Raw genomic sequence first — 13,627 nt, forward strand, 5'->3', positions numbered from 1 at the left:
GCTCCTGCCTGGCGGCCGCCCCTCGGGCGCGCCCCCGACGCACCCCGCACCCCGGCCGCGTACACCGGTGCCCGCCATCCCGCCGCTCGCCGGACCCCCGCCGCCGGGGGAGCGGCCGACGGGACCCCCGGCACGTTTCGCCGGCCGCCCGGGAGGTACTCGCGTGGCGCCGGACGGACGGCGTCCGGACGAGCACGACCGCGAAGGGAGGCCGTCGTGGCCGCACACCGCCCCGAAGGCCCGGGCGAGACCAGCGCACCCGTTCCGCGCGACCCGCCGGACCAGCAGGCCGACGGGGGAGCGGAGGACCCGTGGGACGTCGCCGGGCCCGGTCGGCCGGAGAACCCGGCGTCGGCCGAGGACGTCCCCGACACCGAGTCGGGCGCCGGTGGGGAGGGCGCGTCCCACCCGGACATCGACCAGTCCGACGAACCCGTGCCCGAGGAGCCGTCCGCCTGAGGAGCCGTCCGTCCGAGGAGCCTCCGCGGGTAGGACCCTCAGCACCCGTGCGGCCGCAGCTGAGACGACACGGCCGTCCCGCGATCCACGCGCGTCTCCAGCCCCAGCCCCGAGTAGCCCCCGGTGACGACCGCGAGCCGTCCGGTCAGGTCGACGCCGGCGAGGACGTCGTCGGCGGTGCTGTGGGCGTCGAACCCCGAGCCGATCTCGTGCTGTGCAGTGCTCATGTCGGGGACGCTACGAATTGGAGTGCGCTCGAAGTCAAGCGCCCCGCGCCCCGTGGCCCGGGGCGGGGCCGGACAGCGGAGAGCCCCGACCGGACGGGGGAATCACGGTCGGGGCGGCCCGGATGTGGGCGCGCACGGCGGTCGCCTCTCGGCGAGTCGCTCCACAGGGCTTCAGCCGGACGATCGTCCCTGTGTGCGGAAGGTGAGGCCCGGGGACACTGTCCCGTCCGCACCCACGATTTGTTCAACGGGTAACCAGCCATGGGTGTTCCCCGGTCCGCGGCGGGGCGCGGTGACGTGTGTCACTGCGGGGTCCGGCCCAGCCGTCACCCCGGGACCCCGCCCAGCGGACTCGCCGACAGGGACGCCAGAAGGTCGGCCGGGTCGTCGTACACCGTCTCCGCGCCCGCCTCCATCAGGTCGGCGCGGGGGACGCCGCCGCAGAGCACGCCCACGCAGCGCACCCCGGCCCGGCGGCCGGCCCGCATGTCCCACACGGTGTCGCCGACGAACACGGCCCCCTCGGCCGGCGCCCCGACCAGTTCCAGGGCATGGACCACGGGCTCCGGCGAGGGCTTGCCCGCCTCGACGTCGTCCGCGCTCGCGGTCGCGGCGATCGCGTCGTCGGCGTCGATGGCGCCGCGCAGGGCCGACAGCTCGGACCCGCCGGCCGAGGTGGCGAGCACCACCGTCCAGCCGTCGTCACGCAGTCGGCGCAGCAGCCGTCCTGCGTCCCGCAGCGGCGGCAGCCGGTCGAAGTACTGGCCGTACAGCGCCTTGTGGGCGGCGCTGAGCTCCGCGTCCCGGTCCGTGTCCCGGTCCTCGCCGAGCAGGTGGGCGATCAGGTCGTCGGAACCGAGGCCCACCGCCCGGTGCACGGCGTGCATGGGCACCCGGTGGCCCGCCTGCCGGAAGGCCTCCCACCAGGTGACGACATGCAGGTGGTTGGTGTCGACGAGGGTGCCGTCGACGTCGAACACGGCGGCGCGTGTCATCCCGGATCCTCTCTCTCGCGTACACCCGCCGGGTACCACCTCAGCGGCCCGGCACTCCCGCCGGCGTGCGGCCCTCGTGCGTCCAGGCCAGCAGGTCCTCCAGCGGCCACGCGGTGACGATCCGCTCCGCGGGCACCTCGCACTCCTCGGCCCGTGCGCAGCCGAGGATCTGCCAGTCCAGCTGGCCCGGCGCGTGCGCGTCGGTGTCGACGGAGAACAGCGTGCCCGCCGCCACCGCCCGGCGCAGCAGCCGAAGCGGCGGATCGAGCCGCTCGGGCCGGCTGTTGATCTCCACGGCCGTGCCGGACTCGGCACACGCCGCGAACACCTCGTCCGCGTCGAACTCCGACTCAGGCCGCCCGCGCCCGCTCAGCAGCCGTCCGGTGCAGTGGCCGAGGACGTCGGCGTGGGGATCGCGCACGGCCCTGACCATGCGGCGCGTCATCGCCGGGCCTTCCATGCGCAGCTTGGAGTGCACGGAGACCACGACCACGTCGAGCCGCTCCAGCAGCTCCGGTTCCTGGTCGAGGGACCCGTCGTCGAGGATGTCGCACTCGATGCCGGTCAGCAGCCGGAAGGGCGCCCAGGTCGCGTTGAGCTCCTCGACCACGTCCAGTTGCCGGCGCAGCCGCTCGGGGGACAGTCCGCGGGCCACCGTCAGCCGCGGCGAGTGGTCGGTGAGCGCGGCCCACTCGTGGCCGAGCGCGGCCGCCGTCCGGCCCATCTCCTCGATCGGGCTGCCGCCGTCCGACCAGTCGGAGTGGACGTGGCAGTCTCCGCGCAGCAGCGCCCGCAGCCCGCTCCCCGCCCCGTCGGTGAGCGGCCGCCCGGCTTCGTCCTCCAGCTTCGTCAGGTACGACGGCTGCTGCCCGGCCAGCGCCTCACGCACCACCTGCGCGGTCTTGGGGCCCACGCCCTTCAGCGACTCCAGCGTCCCGGCGGCCGCGCGCTGCTCGACCTCCGCCGCGGGCAGCCGGCCCAGTACGCGGCCCGCCGTGCGGAACGCGCGCACCCGGTAGGTGGGGGCCAGCGACCGCTCCAGCAGGAAGGCGATCCGGTCCAGGGCCTCGACGGGGTCCATCGCCACCTCCTGGCTCCAGAGTTCCCCGCCCGCGCGCGGACCGCATGTCGGGGAGACGGCTCGCCCGCCCCGGCTGAATGTCCGTGATCGAATGATTCGCCGCGACCGGTTCCGCTTTACCCTCTATGTCATGACCGAAATCGCGAGCCTCCGTATCTCCCGACCGCGGATCATGGTGCTCGGCGTGCAGCCCGCCGCCGTGCCGTTCCGCATCGTGGAAATCGACGCCGAGGTGGTCGGCGAGGCCAGGGACGTGACCGACGTCCTCGAGATCGCCGCCGCGTACGGCATCACGGTGCACGACCTCGACGACCCGGACGTGGTGCGCTGGGTGGGCGGCGACAGGTACACCTGGAACCCGCACTGACGCCGGTCGGGTCCTCGCCGCCGCCCCGCCCTCACGCGCGCGGCTTGCGGGCGTGCACCGCCCGGCCGACCCTGCGTCCCAGGATCAGGTAGCCGATCAGCGCGCCGGCCGTGTTGAGGATGACGTCGTCGATGTCGAAGGCGCGTCCGGTCACCAGCGCGCCCTGGGCGAACTCCACCAGCAGCATGACGGTCGCCGTCAGCAGCAGCACGCGCAGCAGCCCGCGGGCCCGGGGGGCGACGACCGGCACCAGCACGCCGAAGGGCACGCCCAGCAGCAGGTTGCCGCCGATCTGCTTCACCGCGTCGCGCAGTGCTGGCTGGTCCAGATAGGCCCGCAGAGAGTCGCCCGGCCGCAGGTTGGAGTGCACCAGGGCCGCCGAGGCGGGTGAGGGCTCCAGCGTGATGCGAGCGAGCGCGACGGCGAACGCGACCATGAACGCGAAGGCGCAGAGCATGGCCAGCAGCCGCAGCGGGAACGGCAGCGGACGGTCGGTCTTCGCGGCGGACTGCCGGGAGGTCCTGGCGGCGGCCTTCGCTCCGGCCTTGCGGTCGGTCCTGGCGGCGGCCTTCGCCCCCGCCCCGCCTCCGTTCCTCGTGCCGCTCCACGGGAACCTCCCGGCCCTGTCCCCGGGCTTCCCGGGCGATTTGGCGCCGCGCGGGCGGAACGCGGTGAGCGGACGGAGCGCTGCACGGGCCATGCGGTCCTCCAGTAGTCAACTTCCCGGTGTGACAGGGCGATTACCCACGAAACCCGCGAGGATGCGGCCCTTCCCGCGCGGCGCCGGAAACGAGCCCCGGCGCCGCAGGGGGAGGGGGAGGTCAGGCGGCGTACACCACCTTCACCGTCTTGAAGCCGAGGGAGTGCAGCAGCCCCTCCAGCATGTCGGTGGTGTTGCGCTCGGCCCGCGCGGTCAGCTCGCTCTCCTTCGCCGCGTCGCCGATGTGGCGGACCGCGAGCTTCTGCACGGCCTGTTCGCCGCCGGGGTTGTCGGAGAAGAGGTCGCCGAGGCGGTCCAGGAGGCCGCGCTGCTTGGAGACCGCGTAGGAGCGGTCGGGGTCGAGCGCCGGGGTGCCGAGCCGCGCGTGCGGCAGCCGGAGCGTGGCGGAGGTGCGGTCCTCGTCGACCGTCACGTCGTCGTCGCCGACCTTGCCGAGGTCGACGTAGGCGTCCACGGTGCCCGCCCCGACGTACAGGGTGCGGGTGCCGCGGATCGCGTCGGGGAGGTACTTGGCGTCCTTCTCCAGGTCCACGACGACCTGGAAGTTGCCGGAGGCGGCGTCGTAGCGGCTCATGTCCTGGATGGACTGCAGCAGGGCGGGGCCCGTTCGGTCATGGGTCTCGGTGCCGAAGAGGTCGCGCAGTCCCGGCAGCAGGCTCAGCCGGATCCCGGCGAACATCACGACGAGCACGACCACGACGGCGGTGAGCGCCTTGGCCCACCCGGGCATGCGGCCGGGCAGACGTCTGGCGGGCTGGTCGGCCTTGGTGGGCTCGGTGGGCTCGATGGAAGTCGTCATGGGGACGGCCCTCCTTCCTGAGGACACGGATTCCCGCCAATTCGGCTGTCAGACCGCCTTGTTGGCAACCTGTGACGTACGGGTCCAGCGGCTGCGTGGACGCCCGGGCGTCGCTGCGCCCACGCCGGTGGCGGGCCGGTCGCCGGTCCCCGGACGTCGGCGCAGGCCCGCGGAGGTCGGCGGAGGTCCGCGTTCAGGCTCCCGGACGCCGCCCGCTCCGGCGGCCCGGGCGGCCGGGTCTGCGCACGTCACCCGGGCGGCGGATCCGCCCGGTGCGTTCCGCCCGCGGGGTCGACGGGTCCGCCGGCGGGCCGTGACCGCCGCTCCCGGGGGCCGGGAGGGGAGGGGGTGCGGGCGGGCGGAGTACGGCGGGCTCGCGAGGGTGGGCGAGGCGGGCTCGGTCCGTAGCATGGGAGTTCCCGCCCCAGCCGGACATGATCAGCGAGGAGCCGATCGTGCGAGACATCTCCGTGTTCAGCGGCAGTGCCCATCCCGAGCTGGCAGCCGAGGTCTGTGCTCACCTCGGCGTGCCCCTGAGTCCCACCCGCCTCAGCAGGTTCGCCAACGACTGCCTGGAGGTCCAGCTCCAGGCCAACTGCCGGGAACGGGACGTCTTCCTCGTCCAGCCCCTGGTCAGGCCCGTCCAGGAGCATCTCGTCGAACTGCTGCTGATGTGCGACGCCGCCCGGGGCGCGTCGGCGGGCCGGATCACGGTCGTCATGCCGCACTACTCGTACGCCCGCTCGGACAAGAAGGACGCGCCCCGGATCTCGCTCGGCGGCCGGCTGGTCGCCGACCTGATGGCGGCGGCCGGCGTCCACCGCGTGCTCGCCATGACGCTGCACTCGCCCCAGGTGCACGGCTTCTTCTCGATGCCCGTCGACCATCTGCACGCGCACCGGGAGCTGGCCGCCCACTTCCGCCGTTACGACCTCACGCGCACCACCGTCGTCTCGCCGGACCTCGGCAACGCCAAGGAGGCCGCGGCGTTCGCCCGGATGATCGGGGCCCAGGTGGCGGCGGGGGCCAAACAGCGGTTCGCCGACGACCGGGTCAGCATCAGTGCCGTGATCGGCGAGGTGGCGGGACGCGACGTCATCGTGCTCGACGACGAGATCGCCAAGGGCAGTACGGTCCTGGAGCTGCTCGACCGGCTGCGGGAGTCGCAGCCGCGGTCGATACGGGTGGCGTGCACGCACGGCCTGTTCGCGGCCGGCGCGCTGAAACGGCTCAGCGAGCAGAGTGACGTGCTGGAGATCGTGTGCACCAACACGGTGCCGGTGCCCGCCGAGCAGCACACCGAGAAGCTGCGGATCCTGTCCATCGCCCCCGCCCTCGCGGAGGCCGTCCGCCGTATCCACAACGGCGAGTCCGTCAGTGCCCTGTTCGACGCGGCCCGCGGCGAGTGAGCGGGGGCCGGCCGGGGCGAAGGGGCCGTCGAGCAGCGCTTCCCGGCGCCGTCATAACGTGCCGGAGGCGGCGCCGGGCCGCTCCAGGGCGTCCTCCAGGGTCGGGGCGGGCGGCAGCAGCCGGGACAGCCCGGTGGCCCGCAGGATGCGCAGGGTGAGCGGGTGGGGGCAGACCAGGTGCAGCCGGCCGCCCTGGTCAAGGACCCGGCCGCGGGCCCGGTACAGCAGGCGCAGCCCGGAGCAGTCGAAGAACTCGACCGGGGTCAGGTCGATCACGATGCGCGGTTCGGCGCACCCGGTCGCGTCGTCGAGGTGCGGGCCGATCTCGGTCGCCGCCACGATGTCGATCTCGCCGTGGAACTCCAGCACCGTGTACCCCCGGTCCTCGCGGACGCGCAGATGCGGGGTGCCCGCCGGAGATTTCTGCTGCACGACGCCATCGCCTCCAACCCGCTCCACCGGTCGGGAGCCTCCAACGGGCGGGGCGCACACAGCAGTTCCCCGCTCCAGCAAGTTACCCCCGATGGAGTGAATTCCAGCATGTTCGATTGACATATGTCTTCGAAATGCAACCGACTCTGCCCGAGTTTTTTCGCACCGTGAGCGAAGGGGGAGGCGATGCGCGGCCGGAGGGGCGCCGGGAGGGTTACGACAGGGCGTGCCAGGCCGTCGACAGCGCCGCGCGGAACTGCTCGGTCTGGTGGGCCGTGAGCTGTCGCACCATGCGCTCCTCCAGCTCCCGCACCGGGCCGGCGTGCCGGCCGAGGAGCGCGCGCCCGTCTTCGGTGAGCAGGATCAGCAGCTCGCGGCGGTTGCGCGGATTGCGTTCGCGGCGGATCAGTCCCCGCCCCTCCAGGGAGCGCACCAGGTCGGCGATGGACTGGGCGGTGACGAACGAGTCCCGGGCCAGCTGGGCGGCCGACAGCCCGTCGTGCCGCTCCAGCACGGTGAGCGCCGTGTACTGCAGGGCCGTGATCCCGGACGGCTTGACCAGCTCGTCCAGGTGGGATCGCACGACCAGCTCGACCTGCTTCACCATGTAGAGCAGGGACGGGGGCGTCCGGTGGGGCGAGGGTGCGGACGCTGTCTTGTCCGTCGGGGTGCCGGCCATGAGCCCGAGCCTAGAGCATTGACAGGAAACCTGTCTGTAAAGAGACTGCGAACCAACAGGAATCCTGTTTGTTGAAATCTTGGCGACGATGCTGAGGAGTGGCGATGACCACCTTCGAGACCGGCCCTGGTCGACTGTTCATCGGGGGACAGTGGCGCGAGGCCGCGGACGGAGCCCGGACCGAGGTGATCGACCCCTCGCGGGGCACGGTCGTCACCACCGTCGCGGAGGCGGGCGCCGCCGACGTGGACGCCGCCGTACGGTCCGCACGGGAGGCCTTCGACGCCGGGCAGTGGTCCGGCCTCAGCGGCAGGGAGCGCGGTCGCGTCCTGCTCCGGGCGGCCGAGCTGATCCGCGCCGAGGCCGACGCGATCGCCCGGCTGGAGAGCCTCGACGTCGGCAAGCCGATCACCCTCGCGCACGCCGTCGACGTCACCAACGCGGCCAACGACTACGAGTACTTCGCCTCCCTCGCCTTCGCCCTGGACGGCGCGAACCGCGACACCCCCATGAACGCCCTCGCCTACACCCGGCGCGGCCCGCTCGGCGTGGTCGCCGCGATCACCCCGTTCAACTTCCCGCTCATCCTGGCCGGTTCGAAGATCGCCCCGGCCCTCGCCGCCGGCAACACGGTCGTCCACAAGCCCGCCGACGAGACCCCGCTCAGCGCCCTGTACATGGCCGACCTCCTCCAGCGGGCGGGCGTGCCCGACGGCGTCGTCAACGTCGTCACCGGCAGCGGTCCGGTGGCGGGCGAGGCGCTGCTGCGCCACCCCGGCGTCGACAAGATCGCCTTCACCGGCTCCACCGCCGTCGGCCGGCACGCCGCGAGCATCGCCGGTGAGAACCTCAAGCCGGTGACCATGGAACTCGGCGGCAACGCCGCCCACCTCGTGTTCGAGGACGCCGACCTGGAGAAGGCCGTCGGAGCCGTCATCAAGGGCTTCGTCTTCAACACCGGCCAGTTCTGCATGGGCGGCCCCCGTCTGCTGGTGGCCCGCCCGGTCTACGGCACGATGCTGAACATCCTCGCCGAGGCCGTCCCGGGCGTCCCCGTGGGCGACCCCCGCAGGCCGGAGACCGTAGTCGGCCCGATGGCGGGGGAGCAGCACCTGCGCAAGGTCGAGGAGTACGTCGAACTCGCCCGCAAGGAGGGCGCCCGCATCGTCTGCGGCGGCGAGCGCCTCGACCTCGACGGCGGGTACTACTACCGGCCCACCGTCATCGCGGACCTGGCGAACGACTCCCGGGTCGTGCAGGAGGAGATCTTCGGGCCGGTCCTCACCGTGCAGCCCTTCGACGACGAGGACGAGGCCGTCGCGCTCGCCAACTCCACTCCGTACGGCCTGGCTTCGGGCGTCCAGACCGGCAACCTGGCCCGCGCGCACCGCGTCGCCGACCGCCTCCAGGCCGGCATCGTCTGGGTCAACGACTGGGCGATGCTCGACCCGGCCGTCCCCTTCGGCGGCGTCAAGGACTCCGGCTTCGGCCGCGAGTACGGCCCCGAGGCGCTCCAGTCGTACACCAAGGTCAAGTCCGTCGTCGTCTCGCTCGACTGAACGCCGCGCGAAAGCAAGGGAGTCGCACCCATGACCATCACCACCCGCGCCGCCGTCGTCGAGTCCGCCGGAGCGCCCTTCACCCTCTCCGAGGTCGTCCTCGAGGACCCCGCCCCGCACGAGGCGGTCGTCCGGCTCGTGGCGGCCGGACTGTGCCACACCGACCTCGGGGTGGCGAGCGGCGGACTGCCCTTCCCGCTGCCCGGAGTCCTCGGCCACGAGGGCGCGGGCGTCGTCGAGGCGGTCGGCGCGGCCGTCACGACCGTGGCCCCCGGCGACCACGTCGTGCTGTCCTTCACCTCCTGCGGAAACTGCCGCAACTGCCACGGCGGCCACCCCGCCTACTGCGCCTCGTGGCTGCCGCTGAACCTCCTCGGCGGCCGCCGCGCGGACGGCACCAGCACGCTCAGCCGCGACGGCGAGCCGCTCGGCGGTCACTTCTTCGGCCAGTCCTCGTTCGCCGAGCGGGCGCTGGTCGACGAACGCAGCCTCGTCAAGGTGGACCCCGACGTGCCGCTGGCGTCGATCGCCCCGCTGGGCTGCGGCGTGCAGACGGGCGTCGGCGCCGTCTGGAACGTGCTCGAGCCCGCGACGGGCAGCACCGTCGTCGTCCTCGGGGCCGGAGCCGTCGGCCTGTCGGCGGTCATGGCGGCCGCCCTCACCCCGGCCACGACGATCGTCGCGGTCGACCGGGTCGCCGAACGCCTGGAACTGGCCCGGGATCTGGGCGCCACGCACACCGTCGACGCCGGCCGGGACGCCCTCGGCGACGCCCTCGCGGAGATCACCGGCGGGCGCGGCGCCGACGGCGTCGTGGAGACCACGGGCAACACGGCCGTGCTGCGTCAGGGCGTCGACGCGCTCGCCGCCCGCGGCACCCTGGTGGTGGTCGGCGCACCGCCCTTCGGCAGCGAGGTGGCCCTGGACGTGAACGGGCTGCTCGGCGGCAAGCGGGTCGTCGGCCTCACCCTCGGCGACAGCGAGACGCAGCGCTTCATCCCGGCCCTGGTCGAACTGGTCAAGGCGGGCCGGCTGCCGCTGGACCGGCTGATCGGCACGTACGCCTTCGCGGACATCGACCGGGCGGTCCAGGACATGACCTCGGGCAAGACCGTCAAGCCGGTCCTGACGTTCTGACCTTCCGGCGGACCGGCTGCCGCCGAGGGTCCGGCGTCTCGTCAGTCGACCGTCAGGACCAGCTTCCCGGTGGTCCGGCCGGTGTCGCCGAGCCTGTGCGCCTCGGCGGCGCCGGCCAGCGGGAAGGTCCCCGCGATCGTGGCGCGCAGCTGCCCCGCCTCGACCAGCCGGGCGATCTCCCGCATGCCGGCCCGGTCGGCGTCCACCAGCATCCGCACCGCCCGCACGCCCAGCCGCTCGGCCTCCTCGTGCAGCTCCCCGGAACCGACGGGCAGGATCGAGACCACGATCCCGCCCGGGCGCAGAACGCGCAGCGAGTCGACCGAGGTCTCCCCGCCCAGGGTGTCCAGGACGACGTCGACGTCCTTCACCGCCTCGGTGAAGTCGGTCTCCCGGTAGTCGATCGTCTCGTCGGCACCGAGTCCGCGCAGGAAGTCGTGCTTGCCCGCGCTCGCCGTGCCGATCACGTACGCTCCGCGCGCCTTGGCGATCTGCACCGCCACGTGCCCGACGCCGCCCGCGGCCGCGTGGATCAGCACCCGCTGCCCGGCTTCGAGCCCGGCCGTCTCCACCAGCGCCTGCCAGGCGGTCAGCGAGACCAGCGGCAGCGCGCCGGCCTGGACGTGGTCGATCCCGGCCGGCTTGTGCCACAGGGCCCGCACCGGCGCGACGACGTACTCGGCGTGGGACCCGTGGCCGTAGGGGTACGGCAGCATGCCGAAGACCTCGTCGCCGGGGGCGAACGCGGCCACGCCGACGCCGGTCGCCTCGACCGTGCCGGAGAGGTCCCAGCCCAGGACGAACGGCGGCTCGCCCAGGAAGCCTCCCGTGGCGCGGTGCTTCCAGTCGGTCGGGTTGACGCCCGCGGCGCGCACCCGCACCAGTACCTGGTTCGGGCCCGGCGCGGGCCGCTCCACTTCCTCTTCCCTCAGGACCTCGGGGCCGCCGAGGACGCTCTGGCCGATGGTGCGCATGGTGTTCACAGTGCTCATGGTGAACCAGCCTGCCGGGCCGCACCCGTCCGGGAAATGGCACGATTGCCAACTTCCGATAGAATCGTGCCATGCAGAAGAAGCACCGTGTCGTCGTCCTCGCCCTCGACGGCGTCTACCCGTTCGAACTGGGCATCCCGAGCCGGGTGTTCGGCGCGGCCGACGGCCACTACGAGGTGCTGACCTGCACGGTCGACGGGCGGCCGGTGCGCACCAACGCCGACTTCACGGTCGGCGTCGAGCACGGCCCCGAGCTGCTGGAGACGGCCCACACCGTGGTGATCGCCCCGGTCGCGCCCGACCGGATGACCGACCACCTGCCCGACGCGGCCGCCGCGGCCCTCGCCCGGATCCGTCCCGGGGCGCGCCTCGTGTCCATCTGCACCGCCGCCTTCGTGCTCGCGGCCGCGGGCCTGCTGGACGGCCGCCGGGCCACCACCCACTGGTGTGTCGCGGAGGAGTTCCGCCGCAGGTACCCGCACGTCGAGCTCGACCCGGACGTCCTCTTCGTCGACGAGGACAGGGTGCTGACCTCGGCGGGAGCCGCCTCCGGCGTAGACGTCTGCCTGCACCTCGTCCGCAAGGACCACGGCAGCGAACTCGCCAACAAGGTGGCCCGCCGCTGTGTCGTCCCGCCCTTCCGGGACGGCGGCCAGGCCCAGTACATCGAACAGCCGGTCCCCGAGGCCGGCGCGGCGAGCACGGCGGACACCCGCGCCTGGGCCCTGCGGCGGCTCGGCGAGCCGCTCGCCCTGGCCGACCTCGCCGCACACGCCCGGATGAGCCTGCGCACCTTCGCCCGCCGCTTCCACGACGAGACGGGGCTCAGTCCCGGCCGCTGGCTCATCCAGCAGCGCGTCGCGCACGCCCGGCATCTGCTGGAGGCCAGCGACCTCTCCGTGGACCAGATCGCGGGCCGCGTCGGCTTCGCCACGGGCGCCTCGCTGCGGCAGCATCTGCACGCGGCCATCGGCGTCTCCCCGCAGGTGTATCGCAGGACGTTCCAGACGACGCCCCGCTGAACACGCCGCCGACCGCTCACCGCTCACCCTGACCGACCACCGCTGACCGGCCACCGCTCAGGGTCCGCCCTGCGGTCGGCCGGGCCGCTCAGCGGCTCGCGTGCAGCGCGACCAGCAGCTGCCACACCTGGTCGGCGATCTCGGCGGGCGAGCCGTCCAGATCGCCGTGCAGCCAGTCCGCCAGGACCCCGGCGAAGGTCGCGGCGACGGCCGACGCGACCAGCGGTGCGTCCGCCGCGCCCGCCCGCTGCCGCTCCCGCAGGCTGTAGGCGCGCAGGTCGCGGTGGAGGACCCGGCCGAGCGGCCCGCCGCCCCCCGGCGTCAGCAGCGTGCGGTAGAGCGCGCCGTGCGGGGTCAGCGACTCGAAGAAACCCGCCAGCGCGGCCGGGGCCCGCACCGGATCGGGGCGGCCCTGCCAGGCGTGCAACGCTTCCACCGCCTCCCTCACGACGTCGGCGCAGGCGTCGACGGCGAGGGCCTCCAGGTCGGGATAGTGCACATAGAAAGTGGCCCGGCCGACGGCCGCCCGCCGCACCAGGGCGGCCACGCCCACCTCCTCCAGCGGCCGCTCGGCGCACTCCTCGAGGAGCGCCGAGCGCAGCCGCGCACGGGTGCGGGCCGCCCTCGGGTCCTCGGGCTCCCGGCGGGTCACTGTGCGACGAGGACGGCGACCAGGGCGAGGGCGCCGGGCAGGGCCTGGGCGAACAGGATCCGGCGGTTCGCGGTGAGCGCGCCGTACACGCCCGCGACGATCACGCAGGACAGGAAGAACACCTGGGCGCGGAAGCCGGTGGGGTCGGCCGCGATCAGCCCCCACACCAGGCCCGCCGCGAGGAAGCCGTTGTAGAGCCCCTGGTTGGCGGCCATCGCGGCGGTCCGCTTCGCCATCTCGGGGTCGAAGCCGTGGAACGACAGCCCCGGCTTCTTCTGCCACAGGAACATCTCCATCACCAGGATGTAGAGATGCAGCGCGGCCACCAGCGCCACCAGAACGTTCGCCAGGATCTCCATGGTCTCCCTCTCGCTTCTTGGACAGGTGTCCACTATAGCGGGACACCTGTCCAAGAAGTCCAGGGCTGGTGGTCGTCGCGCCTCCGGTGAGGGGCCGAAACGGGGGTATCCGCAGGGTTCGGAGGCGGGGCGCTCCGCTCCGGCCCTGATCTCGTGGAGGAGACGACGACATGGCACTGGTGAAAGCGGGCGTCGTGGTGCTCGACTGTGCCGAGCCCGAGAAGCTCGCCGAGTTCTACAAGGCACTGCTGGACGCCGAGGAGATCGACCGGAGCGCGAACCGCGTCGAGATCAGGAGCGAGGACGGCATCCGCCTGGCCTTCCGGCGCGACGTGAACGCGACACCGCCGAGCTGGCCCCGCCCCGAGAACTCCCTCCAGGCCCACCTGGACTTCCTCGTCGACGACCTCGACGACGTGGAACGCAGGGTGGTCGGACTGGGCGGCCGGCCCCTGGAGACCAAAGGCGCCCCCGGACCCCACGAGGAACGCGGCTACGCCGATCCGGCGGGCCACTCCTTCACCCTCCGACTGACGCCCTCGACCGCTCCGAAGCAGGGCTGAACCCGGCGCACACGACAGCGGCGGGCCCCGCCCCTCGGCAGACGCCCGCCGCTCCGCGGGCCTTCCCCTCCCTCTGACTCACCGAGCCCCCACCGGGCTCCGTCCCCCGTGCCATGCCCGTCGGGCCGGGCCCGCCGTGCCCTGCCTGCCGCGTACCGCGTCGTCGCGGCCCGG

Annotated in this window: 16 protein-coding genes and 1 pseudogene; 7 read left to right on the forward strand and 10 right to left on the reverse strand. The window is 73.4% G+C overall.

What is annotated here, in order from left to right; all coding sequences use genetic code 11:
* Window positions 1–216 precede the first annotated feature (216 nt).
* Window positions 217–459: a hypothetical protein gene (locus ACH4ZA_RS11080; protein ID WP_398428954.1), complete on the forward strand. Its 243-nt coding sequence runs from the start codon at window positions 217–219 to the stop codon at window positions 457–459.
* A gap of 92 nt (window positions 460–551) precedes the next feature.
* On the opposite strand, the pseudogene ACH4ZA_RS11085 reads toward ACH4ZA_RS11080, so the two are convergent.
* The 3 genes and pseudogenes from ACH4ZA_RS11085 to ACH4ZA_RS11095 form a co-directional block, all read right to left on the reverse strand.
* Window positions 552–686, reverse strand: a pseudogene (locus ACH4ZA_RS11085) (oxidoreductase); the annotation flags it as partial.
* A gap of 326 nt (window positions 687–1,012) precedes the next feature.
* Window positions 1,013–1,681: an HAD family hydrolase gene (locus ACH4ZA_RS11090; RefSeq protein WP_398428956.1), complete on the reverse strand. Its 669-nt coding sequence runs from the start codon at window positions 1,679–1,681 to the stop codon at window positions 1,013–1,015.
* 40 nt (window positions 1,682–1,721) lie between these two features.
* Window positions 1,722–2,762, reverse strand: coding sequence for a PHP domain-containing protein (locus ACH4ZA_RS11095; protein ID WP_398428957.1), 1,041 nt, complete (start codon window positions 2,760–2,762; stop codon window positions 1,722–1,724).
* Window positions 2,763–2,892: 130 nt separating this feature from the next.
* Here ACH4ZA_RS11095 and ACH4ZA_RS11100 point away from each other — a divergent pair, with 130 nt between their 5' ends.
* The gene (locus ACH4ZA_RS11100; RefSeq protein WP_107445551.1) at window positions 2,893–3,129 is read left to right on the forward strand and encodes a hypothetical protein; all 237 of its coding nucleotides are present in this window, start codon (window positions 2,893–2,895) and stop codon (window positions 3,127–3,129) included.
* A 31-nt stretch (window positions 3,130–3,160) separates the two neighbouring features.
* On the opposite strand, the gene ACH4ZA_RS11105 is transcribed toward ACH4ZA_RS11100, so the two are convergent.
* Window positions 3,161–3,829 (reverse strand): VanZ family protein, encoded by a 669-nt coding sequence (locus ACH4ZA_RS11105; RefSeq protein ID WP_398428959.1) that lies wholly within the window; start codon window positions 3,827–3,829, stop codon window positions 3,161–3,163.
* Between the two features lie 121 nt (window positions 3,830–3,950).
* Window positions 3,951–4,649, reverse strand: coding sequence for a DUF4230 domain-containing protein (locus ACH4ZA_RS11110; RefSeq protein WP_398428960.1), 699 nt, complete (start codon window positions 4,647–4,649; stop codon window positions 3,951–3,953).
* A 455-nt stretch (window positions 4,650–5,104) separates the two neighbouring features.
* On the opposite strand from ACH4ZA_RS11110, the gene ACH4ZA_RS11115 reads away from it, so the two are divergent.
* On the forward strand, window positions 5,105–6,058 hold the full coding sequence (locus ACH4ZA_RS11115; protein ID WP_398428961.1) for a ribose-phosphate diphosphokinase: 954 nt from the start codon (window positions 5,105–5,107) through the stop codon (window positions 6,056–6,058).
* 51 nt (window positions 6,059–6,109) lie between these two features.
* Here the strand turns inward: ACH4ZA_RS11115 and ACH4ZA_RS11120 are convergent, their stop codons facing one another.
* A complete protein-coding gene (locus tag ACH4ZA_RS11120) occupies window positions 6,110–6,490 on the reverse strand; it encodes an anti-sigma factor antagonist (protein ID WP_398428962.1) in 381 nt (126 codons plus the stop codon).
* A gap of 214 nt (window positions 6,491–6,704) precedes the next feature.
* Window positions 6,705–7,169, reverse strand: coding sequence for a MarR family winged helix-turn-helix transcriptional regulator (locus tag ACH4ZA_RS11125; protein ID WP_398428963.1), 465 nt, complete (start codon window positions 7,167–7,169; stop codon window positions 6,705–6,707).
* 104 nt (window positions 7,170–7,273) lie between these two features.
* On the opposite strand from ACH4ZA_RS11125, the gene ACH4ZA_RS11130 reads away from it, so the two are divergent.
* Together ACH4ZA_RS11130 and ACH4ZA_RS11135 are read left to right on the forward strand one after the other, a co-directional pair.
* Window positions 7,274–8,728: an aldehyde dehydrogenase family protein gene (locus ACH4ZA_RS11130; protein WP_398428964.1), complete on the forward strand. Its 1,455-nt coding sequence runs from the start codon at window positions 7,274–7,276 to the stop codon at window positions 8,726–8,728.
* Between the two features lie 30 nt (window positions 8,729–8,758).
* Window positions 8,759–9,865: an NAD(P)-dependent alcohol dehydrogenase gene (locus ACH4ZA_RS11135; protein ID WP_398428965.1), complete on the forward strand. Its 1,107-nt coding sequence runs from the start codon at window positions 8,759–8,761 to the stop codon at window positions 9,863–9,865.
* A gap of 41 nt (window positions 9,866–9,906) precedes the next feature.
* On the opposite strand, the gene ACH4ZA_RS11140 is transcribed toward ACH4ZA_RS11135, so the two are convergent.
* Window positions 9,907–10,857 (reverse strand): NADP-dependent oxidoreductase, encoded by a 951-nt coding sequence (locus ACH4ZA_RS11140; RefSeq protein ID WP_398428967.1) that lies wholly within the window; start codon window positions 10,855–10,857, stop codon window positions 9,907–9,909.
* A 71-nt stretch (window positions 10,858–10,928) separates the two neighbouring features.
* On the opposite strand from ACH4ZA_RS11140, the gene ACH4ZA_RS11145 reads away from it, so the two are divergent.
* The gene (locus ACH4ZA_RS11145) at window positions 10,929–11,879 is read left to right on the forward strand and encodes a GlxA family transcriptional regulator (protein ID WP_398428968.1); all 951 of its coding nucleotides are present in this window, start codon (window positions 10,929–10,931) and stop codon (window positions 11,877–11,879) included.
* An 88-nt stretch (window positions 11,880–11,967) separates the two neighbouring features.
* Here ACH4ZA_RS11145 and ACH4ZA_RS11150 read toward each other — a convergent pair whose 3' ends face one another.
* Both ACH4ZA_RS11150 and ACH4ZA_RS11155 read right to left on the reverse strand, forming a co-directional pair.
* Window positions 11,968–12,531: a TetR/AcrR family transcriptional regulator gene (locus ACH4ZA_RS11150; protein ID WP_398428969.1), complete on the reverse strand. Its 564-nt coding sequence runs from the start codon at window positions 12,529–12,531 to the stop codon at window positions 11,968–11,970.
* A complete protein-coding gene (locus ACH4ZA_RS11155) occupies window positions 12,528–12,890 on the reverse strand; it encodes a DUF1304 domain-containing protein (protein WP_398428970.1) in 363 nt (120 codons plus the stop codon). Before ACH4ZA_RS11155 ends, ACH4ZA_RS11150 begins: the two co-directional genes overlap by 4 nt.
* A 170-nt stretch (window positions 12,891–13,060) precedes the next feature.
* Between ACH4ZA_RS11155 and ACH4ZA_RS11160 the strand changes: the two genes are divergently transcribed.
* Window positions 13,061–13,453, forward strand: a complete 393-nt coding sequence (locus tag ACH4ZA_RS11160; RefSeq protein WP_398428971.1) for a VOC family protein — start codon at window positions 13,061–13,063, stop codon at window positions 13,451–13,453.
* Window positions 13,454–13,627: the final 174 nt, after the last annotated feature.

Source organism: Streptomyces sp. NPDC020597 (genome assembly GCF_044335095.1).
Classification (GTDB): Bacteria; Actinomycetota; Actinomycetes; order Streptomycetales; family Streptomycetaceae; genus Streptomyces.